The organism is uncultured Methanobrevibacter sp., from assembly GCF_934746965.1.
In the GTDB taxonomy this organism is placed as follows: domain Archaea; phylum Methanobacteriota; class Methanobacteria; order Methanobacteriales; family Methanobacteriaceae; genus Methanocatella.
Map to the genome: position 1 here is coordinate 103,889 of NZ_CAKVFS010000007.1, position 14,601 is coordinate 118,489.

The 14,601-nt window shown below is 30.1% G+C and carries 16 protein-coding genes and 2 tRNA genes; 10 read left to right on the forward strand and 8 right to left on the reverse strand.

Annotation, left to right across the window (positions count from 1 at the left end):
- The first annotated feature begins 112 nt into the window (after positions 1 to 112).
- Positions 113 to 195 (forward strand) — tRNA-Leu (locus Q0984_RS07180).
- A 32-nt stretch (positions 196 to 227) separates the two neighbouring features.
- Positions 228 to 300 (forward strand) — tRNA-Thr (locus Q0984_RS07185).
- A 30-nt stretch (positions 301 to 330) separates the two neighbouring features.
- Here Q0984_RS07185 and Q0984_RS07190 read toward each other — a convergent pair.
- The 7 genes from Q0984_RS07190 to hmd all read right to left on the reverse strand — a co-directional run bounded on the left by Q0984_RS07190 (position 331) and on the right by hmd (position 5,681).
- A complete protein-coding gene (locus Q0984_RS07190) occupies positions 331 to 891 on the reverse strand; it encodes a UPF0254 family protein (protein ID WP_299525715.1) in 561 nt (186 codons plus the stop codon).
- Positions 884 to 1,522: a hypothetical protein gene (locus tag Q0984_RS07195; protein ID WP_299525718.1), complete on the reverse strand. Its 639-nt coding sequence runs from the start codon at positions 1,520 to 1,522 to the stop codon at positions 884 to 886. The genes Q0984_RS07190 and Q0984_RS07195 overlap by 8 nt, the downstream gene beginning before the upstream one ends.
- A 13-nt stretch (positions 1,523 to 1,535) precedes the next feature.
- Positions 1,536 to 2,237: a Nif3-like dinuclear metal center hexameric protein gene (locus tag Q0984_RS07200; RefSeq protein ID WP_299525721.1), complete on the reverse strand. Its 702-nt coding sequence runs from the start codon at positions 2,235 to 2,237 to the stop codon at positions 1,536 to 1,538.
- A 1-nt stretch (position 2,238) separates the two neighbouring features.
- Entirely contained in the window at positions 2,239 to 3,024 is a 786-nt protein-coding gene (locus tag Q0984_RS07205; protein WP_299525724.1) for an SAM-dependent methyltransferase HcgC family protein, read from the reverse strand.
- 3 nt (positions 3,025 to 3,027) lie between these two features.
- The gene (locus tag Q0984_RS07210) at positions 3,028 to 3,507 is read right to left on the reverse strand and encodes a DUF3236 domain-containing protein (RefSeq protein WP_299525727.1); all 480 of its coding nucleotides are present in this window, start codon (positions 3,505 to 3,507) and stop codon (positions 3,028 to 3,030) included.
- A 9-nt stretch (positions 3,508 to 3,516) separates the two neighbouring features.
- A complete protein-coding gene (gene hmdB, locus Q0984_RS07215) occupies positions 3,517 to 4,515 on the reverse strand; it encodes a 5,10-methenyltetrahydromethanopterin hydrogenase cofactor biosynthesis protein HmdB (protein WP_299525730.1) in 999 nt (332 codons plus the stop codon).
- Positions 4,516 to 4,667: 152 nt separating this feature from the next.
- Positions 4,668 to 5,681, reverse strand: a complete 1,014-nt coding sequence (gene hmd, locus Q0984_RS07220; RefSeq protein ID WP_299525733.1) for a 5,10-methenyltetrahydromethanopterin hydrogenase — start codon at positions 5,679 to 5,681, stop codon at positions 4,668 to 4,670.
- 390 nt (positions 5,682 to 6,071) lie between these two features.
- Here hmd and hmdC point away from each other — a divergent pair, with 390 nt between their 5' ends.
- The 8 genes from hmdC (at position 6,072) to Q0984_RS07260 (ending at position 13,517) form a co-directional block, all read left to right on the forward strand.
- Positions 6,072 to 7,574: a 5,10-methenyltetrahydromethanopterin hydrogenase cofactor biosynthesis protein HmdC gene (gene hmdC / locus Q0984_RS07225; protein WP_299525736.1), complete on the forward strand. Its 1,503-nt coding sequence runs from the start codon at positions 6,072 to 6,074 to the stop codon at positions 7,572 to 7,574.
- 95 nt (positions 7,575 to 7,669) lie between these two features.
- The gene (locus tag Q0984_RS07230) at positions 7,670 to 8,467 is read left to right on the forward strand and encodes a hypothetical protein (RefSeq protein ID WP_299525739.1); all 798 of its coding nucleotides are present in this window, start codon (positions 7,670 to 7,672) and stop codon (positions 8,465 to 8,467) included.
- Positions 8,468 to 8,473: 6 nt separating this feature from the next.
- A complete protein-coding gene (locus Q0984_RS07235; RefSeq protein ID WP_299525742.1) occupies positions 8,474 to 9,355 on the forward strand; it encodes a phosphate uptake regulator PhoU in 882 nt (293 codons plus the stop codon).
- 163 nt (positions 9,356 to 9,518) lie between these two features.
- Positions 9,519 to 10,328, forward strand: a complete 810-nt coding sequence (locus tag Q0984_RS07240) for a phosphate ABC transporter substrate-binding protein (protein ID WP_299525744.1) — start codon at positions 9,519 to 9,521, stop codon at positions 10,326 to 10,328.
- Between the two features lie 15 nt (positions 10,329 to 10,343).
- Positions 10,344 to 11,219, forward strand: coding sequence for a phosphate ABC transporter permease subunit PstC (gene pstC, locus Q0984_RS07245; protein WP_299525747.1), 876 nt, complete (start codon positions 10,344 to 10,346; stop codon positions 11,217 to 11,219).
- Complete coding sequence (pstA, locus tag Q0984_RS07250) at positions 11,216 to 12,064, forward strand: phosphate ABC transporter permease PstA (RefSeq protein ID WP_299525750.1); 849 nt, start codon at positions 11,216 to 11,218, stop codon at positions 12,062 to 12,064. Before pstC ends, pstA begins: the two co-directional genes overlap by 4 nt.
- A gap of 3 nt (positions 12,065 to 12,067) precedes the next feature.
- A complete protein-coding gene (pstB, locus tag Q0984_RS07255) occupies positions 12,068 to 12,817 on the forward strand; it encodes a phosphate ABC transporter ATP-binding protein PstB (RefSeq protein ID WP_299525753.1) in 750 nt (249 codons plus the stop codon).
- Between the two features lie 10 nt (positions 12,818 to 12,827).
- Complete coding sequence (locus Q0984_RS07260; protein ID WP_299525756.1) at positions 12,828 to 13,517, forward strand: phosphate uptake regulator PhoU; 690 nt, start codon at positions 12,828 to 12,830, stop codon at positions 13,515 to 13,517.
- Positions 13,518 to 13,542: 25 nt separating this feature from the next.
- On the opposite strand, the gene Q0984_RS07265 is transcribed toward Q0984_RS07260, so the two are convergent.
- Positions 13,543 to 14,388, reverse strand: coding sequence for a fumarate hydratase (locus Q0984_RS07265; RefSeq protein ID WP_299525759.1), 846 nt, complete (start codon positions 14,386 to 14,388; stop codon positions 13,543 to 13,545).
- Positions 14,389 to 14,601: the final 213 nt, after the last annotated feature.

Genomic DNA, 14,601 nt, shown 5'->3' on the forward strand with positions numbered 1-14,601 from the left:
ATATTAATATATCTTTTCTATAAGATTTTTTGCATGTTTTGTTTTAATTAATGTGTAAAACATAACATTTATATACTATTAGATACAATCTTATATTGTATGTAACTCATATGCAGGGGTGCCCGAGCGGCCAAAGGGGGAGGACTTAAGATCCTCTGGTATAGGCCTTCGAGGGTTCGAATCCCTTCCCCTGCACTATTCTTTAAAACTGTATTTTTCTCGATTTTGCCTTAGTGGCTCAGCCGGTAGAGCGCCACCTTGGTAAGGTGGAAGTCGGGGGTTCGAATCCCCCCTAAGGCTTCTTTAAAACTAATTTTTAATAAAAATAATTTAATTTTCTATAATTTCTACATTATTCATAGATTTAATGGAATTAAAATCATTATTTAAAAGGAATAAGACTATTTTTACACATTTTTCAATTCCATTTTCTTGTCTTTGGAATAATTCTTCACTATTATTTTGTCTTAAATCACTGTTAACATCACTGGTTGTTATAATGGTATATTTATTACTTACAATAGCTATTCCTCCTCTACCGATTCCAGCAGTAGTTCCAATAGCTATGTCGCAAGAAGTTATTTTTCTTACAGCTTCAGCCATGATTTTACTAACTTCTTTATCTTCTTTTTCTTCATAACATTTAATTCCTTTAATTAAAGTTGTAGGTTCTGGTGGGTTTTCAACTTGTAATACGGTTTTCACAGCTTCAATAGTGGGTATAAAAAGACTGCATGTTACACTAAGTTCATTGTAGTTGAAATCACCATATTTTTTAGGGTTATCTATATAATTTCTTCCAAAATTTCCAGTATATCCTTGAGCTATTGCATGAAGCTCCCTTCCTATTTTCCCATGTGTAAAACATTCGGCAGTAGCTATTTTAATCATATGAATCTTTTAATAATTTTAATGAAGTTTTGGTTATTTGTGTTGCAACTTCTTCTAAAGTATAGGGGGTAATTGGTTCTTCATCTCTTAACAACTTATTAGTTGTAACAATTAAATGATTTTTAGTTATACCTTGTTTTCTAAGTTCATCTACTGCGGGATTGTCTTCAAATTCTGAAATGTCTTTTACTTCTATTTTTTCATCACCGAATCCGAATATTCCTGCAGTGCTTATTGTTTTTGCACCTCTTTTATGAGCATGTTTTATAATGTTTGCTGCAGTTGGTATTGTATTTCCACCAGCTATTTGTATTACAACTACATCTCCTTTTATTAAATCTAAATTATTTTCATTTATATCTTCACAAACACTTATTACTTTTCTAAAATTTTCTTCATGTGTACAAAGTTTTTTTAAGAAGTCTGTTTTGTAATCTCCTATTTTTGCACCTTTCATTGTGAAAATAACGTCTCCACCATCTATTTTTTGTCCATCAAAAACTCCAATTTCTTTTGGACCTCCTCTGTGGACTTGTATTAAGTTAATTCCAACTCTCAATCCTAATCTTCCAAATCCAATTAAGTCAATTCTGCCTTTTGGGATTCTTGAATTTTCTATATCTTGTATCATTTTAATATCTCCATTATATCTTATATGTTTTCCAAGGTTTTATATTAATAACTTCACATTTTATATTAAGAGGTTCTAATATCTCCTTTAATTTATACAGCCCTGGAACTTCACTGTTATGATGGCCTAAATCAATTAGAGTAATATCTAAATTTTTAGCTAGAATGGCACTTTCTTGAGTTAAATCTCCAGATATTAATAACTCCAAATTTAATTCATGAGCTAATTTAATATAATTAGTGTTTTTAAGGCCAAATCCTGATATAATTCCAACTTTGTTGAGTTGTTTATTGTCATCAGGTTTATTTACAATTTTAATTTCCTCAAATTTATTTAAAACATCGTTTTTAAATTCTTTGAACTTTTTATTAGTTTTACAGATTCTACCTATATTTGTATTTCTGTCGAAAGGAGAAATAACTTTTAAATTTAAACTTTTAGCTAGTGCTTCATTAGCACCACCTGTGATAATATCCCAATTTGAATGTATGGTGTAAGTTGGAGTTTTTGGATTAAATAGTGGGGGGTGGTGTGTTAAAATTAATGTATCTGATTTATTTATATCAAATTCAGGATATAAATCCATAAATATCTCAATTGAGTTGATATTTTGATTTAAATCATATTCTTTTTTAAAACCTATTTCATCATTTTTTAAAGCTAATGTTTTAGGTATATTTTTATCTATAAATTCAATTATTTCTTTAAGCTTCATTTTAAATCATTTTTGATTCAATTTTATTTAATTGCATGTCTATTAATTCATCGCAACTAAATGGATTGATAGTAGATATTTTCATAGCTTTTACATTAACTAAATTTATGAATTTTTGTATATTTTTTTGTTTGAAAATAACTTCTTCAAAAAATCCCATTTCACATGCGCTGTAAAGAACCCCTTCTTTTTTTTGTGATTGGGTTAAAGCTTGTGTTAAAACACCAATAGTAAGAGTCATGGTTCCAGATGTTTTAGTATTCAATCCTTTAGTTTTTAAAATAGCTTTATTATCTGCATTTACTACTTTTAATCTTTCATGAATATTGTTTTTATTTTGAAGTAAATTATCATTATCTTCAGCTACTGGATCTTCTATTAAAAATACTTTAGAGTTAATCTCAGATGATTGTTCTACAGTTAATCCACCAAAACCAGTAGTATCTATAACCACATCACCACTGTGAATTAAGGTTAAATCTGTTGAAAAATCAATTGTATTTTTATAATTTCCACCGATATCTGTATTTAACAATTCTTTTAAGTGGGGATAAATATCTATTAATAAAATATTTTCATATTCTTCACTTAATTTTTTAACAATTCCTACTCCTGTAAAATAAGTTCCAACAACAACAATTTTAGTATTTTTGTCTAAATTTAAGTTATTGATATAATTTAAACAAGCATCAGATTTTTTATTGATTATTTCGTTAAATATATCTATTAACTTAGTTTCAGATTTGATGGTAAAAACTTCAGAGGTTATTCCAGTATCAACATTCATATTTTAGCCTTCTTTTTTAAATCCAACTTTTTGTAATGCTTCATTTGCTTCTTCATATACTGCATCTTCAAGGGATTTTTGGCTAACTGCATGAGATGGAGAAGTTCCACAAGTTAATATTCTCCCTTTATTATCTACAATAAGCAATAGTGACCCTGATCCTGGCAAACCTAAACGCCCTCTAGCTATTATTAAATCACAATCACATACATCTAGCGCCATCATAGCTTTGGCAAATGCTGGGCTACGATTACTATCTGCTTCATTAGTGTTTATTTGGAGTATTTTAGCAGTAGGCAAATTATATTCCTTTAAAACTTTATTTAAAACATCGACTTTAATTCCATTTTTATTTGGAATATAAATCTTTTTCGCATTTTTGATGTAATTTTGGATTTCAGTTACTTCTTCTAATGTATCTCCTAAACGACAATTATTTCTAGACTCTTCTAATGCTTTTTTAATCATTTTTTCAAAAGCCATAATATTGCCTCAGATTGTTTGTGGTGTTAAACCTAATTTTGTTATAACTGAAATTACATCATCATAGTTTCCGCAGGTTGGAGAACCTACACCTTTTACAGCTAATGGATAATTATCTGCAATTACAGTAGCTAAATTATTTGCTCCTGCATTTAATGAATATTCTACATTTTTAGGACCTATTGTTGGAGTAGGTACTGTAATTCTTATTTCAGGATACATTATACGTACTACAGATATGAATTTCAACTGTTCTTCTAAAGGTGAAGGAGGATGATTTGCCATAGGAGTATCTTTATATGGATTGAATCCCATTATTGGAATTTCACCTAATGTTTCAAATTTGTTTAAGTAATGTAAATGAGCTATTCTGTCTTCTAATGATTCTCCAAGACCGAGTAATAATCCTGATGAAAGTTCAATTCCTGCATCACTAACCATTTGGCAGGTTTCAATTCTATCTTCTAAAGTTTCTCCAGGTTTTACAAAGTTGAAAATATCTTCGTTAATTGTTTCTAAATTACAACAAACAGTATCAGCACCTAAATCTGCTAACTGATTAACTGATTCCTCAGTTAAATCACCACCTACATTTACTAAAATTTCAAGTGAAGTATTGTTTTTAACAATTTCAGTAGCATTTACTCCTTGTTTGCCTTTATATCCATATCCTCCAGAGCAACTTACTCTAGGAATTCCTGCTTCTTCAATGGATATTGCTGCTTTAAGTATTTCATCATCTGTTTTATAAAAGGAATCATAATAACCGTCAGTTGATGTTTTTGGTGCAAATCCACAATATTTACATCTTGGTTGAATTGTGCATTTATTTGTAATGTGGACTGTTGATGTTAATTTAATTAGTTTGGAATGTTTATTTCTAATATTAACAGCAGTTGAATATAGTTTTTTTAAATTTTCTTCATCAGTTACTTGTAATAATTGAAGAAATTCTTCATCACTTATTTTTTTGTTATTTTCAGCCTTTTTTAAAATTTCATCAATCAATTTTACACCCTCAGTTGAGCATATAATTTTGTAATAAAAATTTGTATAAAAATAGTGAACTTATTTTTTAATAGCTAATTTCACTTAATTATTAAAAAATAAGTTGGGGATGTTGATATAAAATCAACATTAACTTATTTTAAGTGTTTCACTTAGCTTCTTTTTTCTAAGTTTTCTAAAACGGTAGGTACGATTTCTGCTAATGGACCGAAGTTCATTGAGTCAGCAGTACCGAGTAATGCACCAGGGTTTAAAGCTTCATCCATTTTGTCAATACCTTCATCTTGCATTAAAGCAGTAACTTGGGTTAAAGCTTCGTTAGCCATCATTTGTGCAAATCCTGCAGGTGCACCTAAAATTTGAGTTACAGTATCTCTGTAAGCTAAGATACCTGCGTAAGTAATTGCAGTTACAGCGGAACACATATCACATACTGGACCTAATAAGTTTGCAGGTAATGTAAATGCGGATCCTCTTGCTTTTTCACCTAAATCTAATAATGTTTTGATAGATGCTTCATCAGCGTATCCTTCACCAATGTATGCTTGTCCTTTCATTTCAGGTACAGCACCTGGGTGGTAAGAAGCTACATTTACGTTTGCTCCACATTCGTCGAATATTTTTTTGAATTCAGTGGTAGGAATAGTACATGCGTGAGTAATGATTGCTCCGTCTTTGAGTTCACCAGCGAATTTTTCGATAATAGGTTTTTGCATTCCACCTTCTGGTAACCAGGTCATTACCCAGTCAGCGTCAGCTACAGCAGCAGCATCGTCGCTCATGGTTGTCATTCCTAAATCATTTGGATCTACAAAGTGGATAGCTGCTTTAGGTGGGTTAGGGAGGGATTCAGCTAACTCATTTACTTTTGCTCTAATGTCTACCATTACATCTTCAGGGTTTCCAGCTTTGTGAGCTGCGATAACATCTTTGCAGTCAAAGTCATCTACTACTGTGAAATCGTTGTCGAATACTGGGTCAGATACAACTACTTCATCTACTCCAGCGAGGTGTAATAATTCTGCACCCATTTCGATAGTAGAGTGAGTCATTGCGATTTTTTCTTTTCCAGTTTCTTCTGCAACTTCACAAGCTCTTGCAAAGTTGGTAATACCACTTGCAGCATGAGTTCTGTAACATCCTGCACCTAAAATTGCTACTTTCATTATTTTAGTCTCCTTTAAAACATATATATATTTTATTTTTTAAGTTTCTTAAAAAACATTTACTACATTGGTATTATTTAAAATGTGCCTTAATAATCTCCCTATTAATTATATAAAAGAACATCCTGTTTTTTAGTAAACGCTCATTAGTCCTAATTTTTAAATAATTTTGCTGAATTCAGCATTAGTAGTAACAATTATAATTTTAATTTTTAGCAATATATAAGCTTTTATATCTGTTTTTCAATGATTACATTTAAATGTAAACACGTACTTTTTATTAATATAATTTAATAATATTTTATTTGTTTTAAAGATTCAAAACAAAATTTATTTAATGGATATTAAGTAAATAATATTATTATATATAGATTTAGAGGTTGTAATCGAATGTATGATTTAATTAAAGAAGCTATTGTTGATGACAATGCAGCTATTGAATTATCTAAAATAGATAAAAATGTGGTTGAAGTTGTTGATGCAATTTCTGAGTTGTCTTTAGAAGACACTATGAAGTTAGGGATGAAGTTTAAAAGATTCCCATTAGGCTGTGATTTAACTGAGGCTGTAGTTGGAACTTGTGCATCTGATTTAGAGTTAATGGAATTGCTTGGAAATTGTAGATTGTCTGATATGTTAGGTTTGCCTATTCATATTTGTGCATATGCATTTGCAGACATTGCTGAAAAACATGGTATGCGTGGAATTGAAGTAATGCGTAAAGTATATGATAGTGTTGATGTTCCTCTTGATTTGGATCATTTTGGTGAAAATGGTCCTATGAGACTTCCTCCAAATATTGTTGGTTGTGGTGGTGAATGTTATAATAAAGGACCTGTTTATAAAGAATGTCCGAGAGATAGGATTCATGAAAGATTGATTGATAAGGAAAAAGCAGAAGCTTCAGATAAAGAGGAATGGGTGAAATTATCCTCTTCAGTGGCTATTAATTTAACTAGTGAACAAACTGGTGAAGGACATGCTGCACCTTACAAGGAAGCTGAGGATATAGCTAACTTAGCTAAGGAATATCAAAAAGGCCTTGAAGCAATTATGTTTATTGGAGATGGTTATGATGATCTTATTACAGGATTTGAAAAAGCTATTGGGATTGGAGCTGATGTTTTTGTATTAGAAGGGGGTCCTTATAATGCTGCTAAAAATCCAACTGAAGCATTTGCAAAAGCAGTAGCTGCATCTAGAATTTTATGTCCTGGTAAAGTAGTAGGTACAAATGGAGCATATGAACATGAGTGTAGGATAGGTCTTAGATCAGGATTAAATGTTATTATAACAGGTTTTCCAAAAAATCATCATGGATACATGTGTGGATATGAACCGGGAAATGCTAGGAGAGGTAAATTTGGTCTTCCAAGAATAATGCAAATAATGAAAGAGGAAGTTCATAATCCTAATGTTCAGGTTCCTGTTTTGAAAGAAGATTTAATACCACTTACAACTGCTATTAAAATAGCTGGAAGAGATTATATTTATCCAAGAAAAATTGGTGCATATACTGTAGGGGATGCTCATTGGGCTACGTTAATTAATTCAAAAATGTATAAAAATCTTACTTTAAAAAATGATTTGAATGATATTGTAAGTTCTGTTAATGGAAATAGTGTAGCATTGCTTGGTGGAAGATTCCTTTCTTGGGTAATAGCTAATGAATTGGATAAACATGTTGATGAAATAATCATATCTGATGCAGATCCATGGGTTCAACGTATGACTGTTGAAAATTTACAAGATGCATTAAATGCAACTGTAATCTCTGGTGATGGTGATGTAAACAGTGCTAAGCAAGCAGATAGCGCTATAATTTCTTCAACTGTACCTGGTATTAGTAATAAAATTTTAGATAAAGTTCCTAATGCATTTAATATAGTATAAACCTAAAGTTATAAATTAATTAAAAATAATAATGTAATAAGTGATTATGTTTATTACATTTTTTTTTAATTAATTAACTATATTAGGGTGAAAATTTGAATCATTCAAAGATTATTTTGGTAGCTTGTATTTCAGCATTTGTAGCTATTACTACTGCTGTGTTAGGTGTTGCAGGAACTATTATTGGTTCTGTATTATCATCAGTACTTTATAATGTACTTTCAGAAGCTTTACAAAAGCCAGTAGATAATGCAAAGCTTAAAGCTAATTTTGAGTGGGAAATAGCATATTCATTTCCATTAATTGTTATGGCTTTAATTCAGCTATTGTTAATTTTTGCTATGTTGTCTGAAATGGGTTTGTTACCATCAACATTTTTAAATGTGTATTTGTCTCTTCAAAATGTTGCAGATAATAATTTATATAGGGTTTTAGGATTTTCTCTTTTAGTTATGAGTGTTTATCCATTTGTACTAACACCTGATTTTATTAAAAAATCTCATGGTGGTTTAATTGCATTTATTGGATTAATATTTTTAGCTAAAGGATTTTGTGACTCTGGATTTTTAATATTATATTATATATTCCATTATTTTGACTTCCCAATTGCTTTAATAGCATTTATATTGTTGTCTGGAGTAATTTATAAAATATTAATCTCCGCTAATGGTGCTAAAAGTAAAATTAAAACAGCTTCAATGGCTCAAAATAGGGAAAATATTAAATTTAAACAGGTTCATCCAAGAAAAATGCATGTATCTTCAAGAAATAATCGTGAGGAGTATAATAGAAATAAACAAGTAAAACATAATGTTAGAAGAAATCAAATAAATAAATCTTCTGAGGACATTCACTTTGAAACTAATGAGTTTTTAGATGACTATAAAAAGTAGATTAATATGAGTAAAAAAAATAAAACATTAAAGGATATATTAGATTGTATCTTATATGAAAATCCATCTACTCAGGATGAAATAGCTGAGAAATTAGGAATAACTCGTCGTTATGTTACTCAGCTACTTCAACCTCTTGTGAAAGAAGGTACTGTTAAACGAGCATACATGATTGATTTAAAAGCATATGAAAAATTAGCAGAATCTTTTGGAGATTATGCTCCAGTAAATGATTCTGGTTATGTTTTAGTTAATGATATGTTATCTAATATGGCTCAGCATGTGCAGTCTCAATTGCAGGAGTCATTTGCAGCAGTTTATGAATATGATGAGGAAAAAGCAAATGCCGCTTTAGAAATGGATTATACAACTAATAATATGGTTGAAAAAGTAAGAACTTCTGTTGAAACAATTGTTAGTATTAATCAGCATTCTGAATTATCAAAATCTATGCTTTATAATGAGGTTGCTTATGATTTAGAACGTATTGGTGATTATTGTGGGCATATTGCAAAATTTGTAATTGAGGATGTTTATGAAGTTGATGAAGTTATTCTTAAAAATTTAAAGAAAATGAATAAAACTGCTCAAAAAATGATTAGATCAGCTATGCTTGCATTTTTAGAAGGTAAAACAAATCTTAAAGAAGATATTATGGATTTTGAAGAATCAATGCATATGCTTCAAAGTAAGTCTATTAATATAATTGCGACTCAAATGGCTGAAAATTCATTCGATGAAAAAGAACGTTCTAATTACTTTATGTACTTATTTAGGGTAGTTAAAGCCTTCGAAAGAATTGGGGATATTTCTATAGAAATTATTGATGTAGCTATTGAGTTTCATAAGAATATACCTAGATCTACCACTCCACGTACGTTTAGATAATCTTATTATTTTTTTTATTTTTCTATTTTTATTCACATTTTAGGAATTTTATTTCATAAAATATGTCTATCTATAGGAGCTAATTTTCACAAAATAGGAAATTTAATTCACAAAAAGCAACATTTATATAGTGGTTTGTTAAAACAGTTATGTGAGGAGAAAAATGAAAAAGAAAAATAAATATTTAATTGGTATTATCGCAATTATTGTTATAATTGCAGGTGCATTGATTGTTTCTGCAGATGCAGGATCATCAAAGGTTCAAGTTGCAGGATCAACTTCTGTTCAACCTGTTGCTGAAAAGTTAGTCGAAGTTTACAAACAATCCCATCCTGATGCTCAAATTAATGTGCAAGGTGGAGGATCTAGTGTAGGTATCAAAAGTGCTGAAGACGGATCTGCTGATATTGGTATGTGTTCCAAAGCTTTAGACAATAATAGTTCTTTACAACAATATGAATTAGGTAAAGATGGTATTGTAATAGCTGTTAATCCTCAAAACCAAGTTTCAGATTTATCTAATGAACAACTTCAAGGAATTTTCTCTGGTAATATTACTAACTGGAATCAAGTAGGTGGAAGTGATGGAGAAATAAACGTCATCACTCGTGAAGAAGGTTCAGGTACTTTAGATGCATTCGAAAGTATTGTTATGGGTGACAGTAAAATAAAAGATGATGCTGTTGTTCAAAGTTCTACTGAAGCAGTGAAACAATCAGTTTCCCAAGATCCAAACGCAATTGGTTTTGTATCTTACGCTCATATAAGTGATGATATTAAAGCAGTTAATGTTAATGGAGTTGCACCATCTGATGCTACTATTGCAGATGGTTCTTATGAACTTCAAAGACCATTTTTATTCTTAACCAACGGTGAACCTACTGGTGAAACCAAAAACTTCATCGATTGGGTATTAAGTGATGATGGTGGTAAAGTATTAACTGATGAAAAAATTATTAAATCTTCAAAATAGATTTACAGTGATTTGATGGAAACTAAAAATTTTAGTGAATTTTTAATTGAGAAAGGATTGTTTATAACAGCAATCTTTTCCATTCTTGTTATTTTTATAATATTGGCATTTATTGTTAGTGAAGCAATTCCTGCATTTCAAGATTATGGATTTTTCCAATTTTTAACTGGTAGTAATTGGGCACCTAATGAAGGTCAATTTGGTGTTTTCCCAATGATTGTTGGTTCAATTTTTGTAACGTTACTTTCATTGGTAATAGCAGTTCCTTTATCTTTATTATGTGCGATATTTATGGAAGAAATTGCTCCTGATAAAATAAAATTGATTTTAAAACCAGTTATCCAAACATTGTCTGGTATTCCTTCAGTTGTTTATGGGTTCTTTGGTTTAACAGTATTAGTGCCTATTGTACGTCAGAATTTTGGTGGTACTGGATTTAGTGTATTTACAGCTGCTTTAATTTTATCTGTTATGATATTGCCAACAATTATATCTGTGTCTCAAGATGCAATTAAAGCAGTTCCTAGCGAGTATAAAGAAGCAGCATTAGGTTTGGGATCTACTAATTGGCAAACAATTCGCCATATAATTGTTCCATCTGCATTACCTGGGATAATTACTGCAATTATTCTTGGTATCGGAAGGGCAATTGGTGAAACTTTAGCAGTGATTATGGTGGCAGGTAATGTTGCTCAAATTCCTGGATCAATATTTGCTCCAGTTAGAACACTTACAACAAATATTGCATTAGAAATGGGTTATGCTACTGGTTTACATTATAATGCATTGTTTGGTACTGCTGTTGTATTGTTTATTATAATTGCAGCTTTATTGTTAGTGGCAAATTATGTTCAAAATAAATATGGTATTGGTGCGGAGGGGATTGAATGAAGAGTTTTTGCTCTCCTAAAACTTCTCAGAAAATAATGAATGGTGTATTTGTATTATCTGGTATTGTTACATTATTTATATTGATTATTATATTGGGATATATTCTTATTAAAGGAATTCCAGTTATTAACTTTGAGTTTTTATTCTCAAGTCCAATTGATGCTGGAAGAGAAGGTGGAATATTCCCTATGATTATCTCAAGTATATATGTTGTATTTATTGCTGCAATAATAGCTACTCCATTAGGTGTTGGTGCAGCTATTTACATGTCTGAATATGCTTCAAATCAAAAACTTATTAAATTTATTAGATTTGGATCCGAAACATTAGCTTCAATTCCATCTATTGTATTTGGTTTATTTGGTTTAGCATTTTTTGTTGTGTTCTTAAAATTAGGCTGGTGTATATTATCTGGTGGATTAGTTTTAGCATTAATGGCTATTCCAACAATTTTCCAGGTTGCTGAGGTTACATTAACTTCAATTCCAAATTCTTACAAAGAAGGAAGTTATGGGTTAGGTGCTACAAAATGGCAGGTTATTTATTCAGTTATATTGCCTGCAGCTTTGCCGGGAATAATTACTGGAGTTATTTTAGCTATGACTAGGGCTATTTCAGAAGCAGCTGCAGTTATGTATGCTGTAGGATCAGCATTAACAGTTCCAATATCTATATTTGATCCTGGTAGGCCTTTACCACTCCATTTGTATGTATTGGCTACTGAAGGAGTTTCACTTCAAAACGCATATGGGACAGCTGCTGTATTGGTAATTATTGTATTAATATTAACTATTGTGACTAATTTAGTCGTTGATAGGTATCAAAAGAAAATTATGGGGAAATAAATAATGAAACTGGAAGTTAGAAATTTAAATACATTCTTTGAGGATACTCAAATTTTAAAAAATGTAAATATGGATGTTCCAAAGAATTCAGTTACTGCACTTATTGGACCGTCTGGATGCGGTAAATCTACATTTATCAGAACAATTAATCGTATGAATGATTTGATTCCTACATTTAGCCATGATGGAAATATCTTTTTAGATGGTGTAGATGTTTATGATGATTCTGTAGATGTTGTTGATTTAAGAAAAAAAGTAGGTATGGTTTTTCAAAAGCCGAATCCATTTCCAAAATCTATATTTGATAATGTTGCATATGGATTAAGAATTCATGGTGAAGAAGATGAAGATTATATTGCGCAAGTAGTTGAAAAAAGTTTAAAATCAGCAGCTATTTGGGATGAAGTTAAAGATAAATTAGACAAGTCTGCTATGGGTTTATCTGGAGGTCAACAACAAAGATTGTGTATTGCCCGTACAATCGCAGTTAGTCCGGAAGTAATATTGATGGATGAACCTTGTTCTGCATTAGATCCAATTTCCACATTAAAAATTGAGAATTTAATTCATGAACTTAAGGAAAAATACACTATTGTCATGGTTACACATAATATGCAACAAGCTACGAGAGTATCTAAATATACTTCTTTCTTCTTAAATGGAGAAATAATTGAAAGTGGATTAACTGATCAAATATTTGTAAATCCAAAAGAAGAAAAAACAGAAGAATATATTACTGGAAGATTTGGTTAAGGTGATTTTAATGGAAAATAATGAGTATCCTACTTATGTATTTGAAGAAAGAATGGAATCAATCAAAAAGAATCTTAGAAACTATTGTAATGAAACATTAAATTTACATAGAAAAGCAACTTCTTTGTTGACTAATTTTGATGAAGAAATAGTGGTAGATGTTGTTGAAAAATCTAAAGAATTAGATATTTCGGGACATGAAATTGAAAGAAGTTGTATTAGATTCATAGCAATGGAACAACCATTAGCTTCTGATTTAATGTATATTGAATCATCTATTAGGGTCATATCTCATGTAAAAAGAATAGCTTATTTATGTAAAAACATTGCAGAATCTGCAGCTACTATTGAAGGAATTGAAATCCCAGATAAAATAATTGGGGATTTAGAGTATATGGCAGATTATGTTCAAATCATGTTAACTAGAGGTTTTGGATCTTTTTGTAATCAGGATATTAATGTTGCAAGAGAATTAGCTGTTGATGATGATAAAGTAGATGATTTGTTTGATGTTATTTTATCACAAACTACTGAAATATTAACTGGAAAAACAGAATACGCATTGGAAATTGTTAATATTATATTTATTGCAAGATACTTAGAAAGAATTGCTGATAGGGTAGTTAATATTGGAGAAAGAGTCATATTTATTAATACTCATAAAAGACCTCATATTGAAGAATTAAAAAAAGAAGAATAATTATTTAATTATTCTCTCCTATTTTTTATTTTTTGTCATATAGTTTAGTGGTGGCATGTCTGTCTGCCCAACATTGTACACAAACACCAATTGGTAATCCTGCAGTATGTGTGTGTGCTTTTAATATTTTCACATCTAATGTTGTTGTTTTACCACCTAATCCCATAGGACCAATTCCTGAGTTATTGATTTCTTCAAGAATTTCTAATTCTAATTTAGCTATTTCTGGATCAGGGTTTCTTTTACCTACTTCTCCAAGAAGTGCTTTTTTACCTAATTTTAAACATAAATCTGAAGTTCCTCCAATTCCAACTCCAATTACAGTTGGTGGGCAGGGTTTTCCTTTAGCTTTTAAAACAGATTCGACAACAAAATCTTTTATACCTTGGATTCCTTCTGCAGGTAATGCCATTTTCATAGCATTGTTGTTTTCAGAGCCAAATCCTTTAGGTAAAATAGTTATTTCTATGTAGTCCTCATTTGTTAATTCAATATCTATTGGAGGGATGTAGTCTCCTACATTAATATTAGTATTTTCTCTTGTTAACGGATCAACGATATTTGGTCTAATTGGAATTTCTTTTGTAGCTTTTTTAATTCCTTCTTCGATACCTTCTCTAAGGTTTTCAACTTCAACATTTCCTAATTTAACAAAAACTACGGGCAAACCTGTATCTTGACACATTGGAATTTGTTTTTCTTCAGCAAGTTTAATATTTTTTAAAATAGCTTCAATATTTAATCTTGCAAGTTCATTATCTTCAACTTTAAGAGCATCTTCAAGTGCTTTTTTTACATCGTTTCCTAAAATGATAACTGCTTTTTTGTAAAGTTCATAAACAGCATCTTTTATCATATCTTGTGTAATCAAAATAAAAACCTTTTTAATATTTTTTTATAAAAAAGAAAAGTTATTTATAATTTTGTATTTTAAGGTTTAATAAATTTTTTTAAAAAATTGTCTTCTAGTGATAAAATTTATTTTTCTATAAAATTTTTTTATATTATTGAGTCTGTAAAATTTTATAGGCTTATTTGATTTTGAATTTTTTTACAGACGAAATTTCGTTTTGATAAAATTTCA

Excerpts from the sequence above, each read along its gene's own strand:
- pstC (WP_299525747.1), top strand. The coding sequence starts at position 10,344 with ATGGAAACTAAAAATTTTAGTGAATTTTTAATTGAGAAAGGATTGTTT.
- hmd (WP_299525733.1), bottom strand. The coding sequence starts at position 5,681 with ATGAAAGTAGCAATTTTAGGTGCAGGATGTTACAGAACTCATGCTGCA.
- hmdC (WP_299525736.1), top strand. The coding sequence starts at position 6,072 with ATGTATGATTTAATTAAAGAAGCTATTGTTGATGACAATGCAGCTATT.
- Q0984_RS07210 (WP_299525727.1), bottom strand. The coding sequence starts at position 3,507 with ATGGCTTTTGAAAAAATGATTAAAAAAGCATTAGAAGAGTCTAGAAAT.
- Q0984_RS07260 (WP_299525756.1), top strand. The coding sequence starts at position 12,828 with ATGGAAAATAATGAGTATCCTACTTATGTATTTGAAGAAAGAATGGAA.
- pstA (WP_299525750.1), top strand. The coding sequence starts at position 11,216 with ATGAAGAGTTTTTGCTCTCCTAAAACTTCTCAGAAAATAATGAATGGT.
- Q0984_RS07235 (WP_299525742.1), top strand. The coding sequence starts at position 8,474 with ATGAGTAAAAAAAATAAAACATTAAAGGATATATTAGATTGTATCTTA.
- Q0984_RS07190 (WP_299525715.1), bottom strand. The coding sequence starts at position 891 with ATGATTAAAATAGCTACTGCCGAATGTTTTACACATGGGAAAATAGGA.
- Q0984_RS07200 (WP_299525721.1), bottom strand. The coding sequence starts at position 2,237 with ATGAAGCTTAAAGAAATAATTGAATTTATAGATAAAAATATACCTAAA.
- Q0984_RS07195 (WP_299525718.1), bottom strand. The coding sequence starts at position 1,522 with ATGATACAAGATATAGAAAATTCAAGAATCCCAAAAGGCAGAATTGAC.
- Q0984_RS07205 (WP_299525724.1), bottom strand. The coding sequence starts at position 3,024 with ATGAATGTTGATACTGGAATAACCTCTGAAGTTTTTACCATCAAATCT.
- pstB (WP_299525753.1), top strand. The coding sequence starts at position 12,068 with ATGAAACTGGAAGTTAGAAATTTAAATACATTCTTTGAGGATACTCAA.
- Q0984_RS07240 (WP_299525744.1), top strand. The coding sequence starts at position 9,519 with ATGAAAAAGAAAAATAAATATTTAATTGGTATTATCGCAATTATTGTT.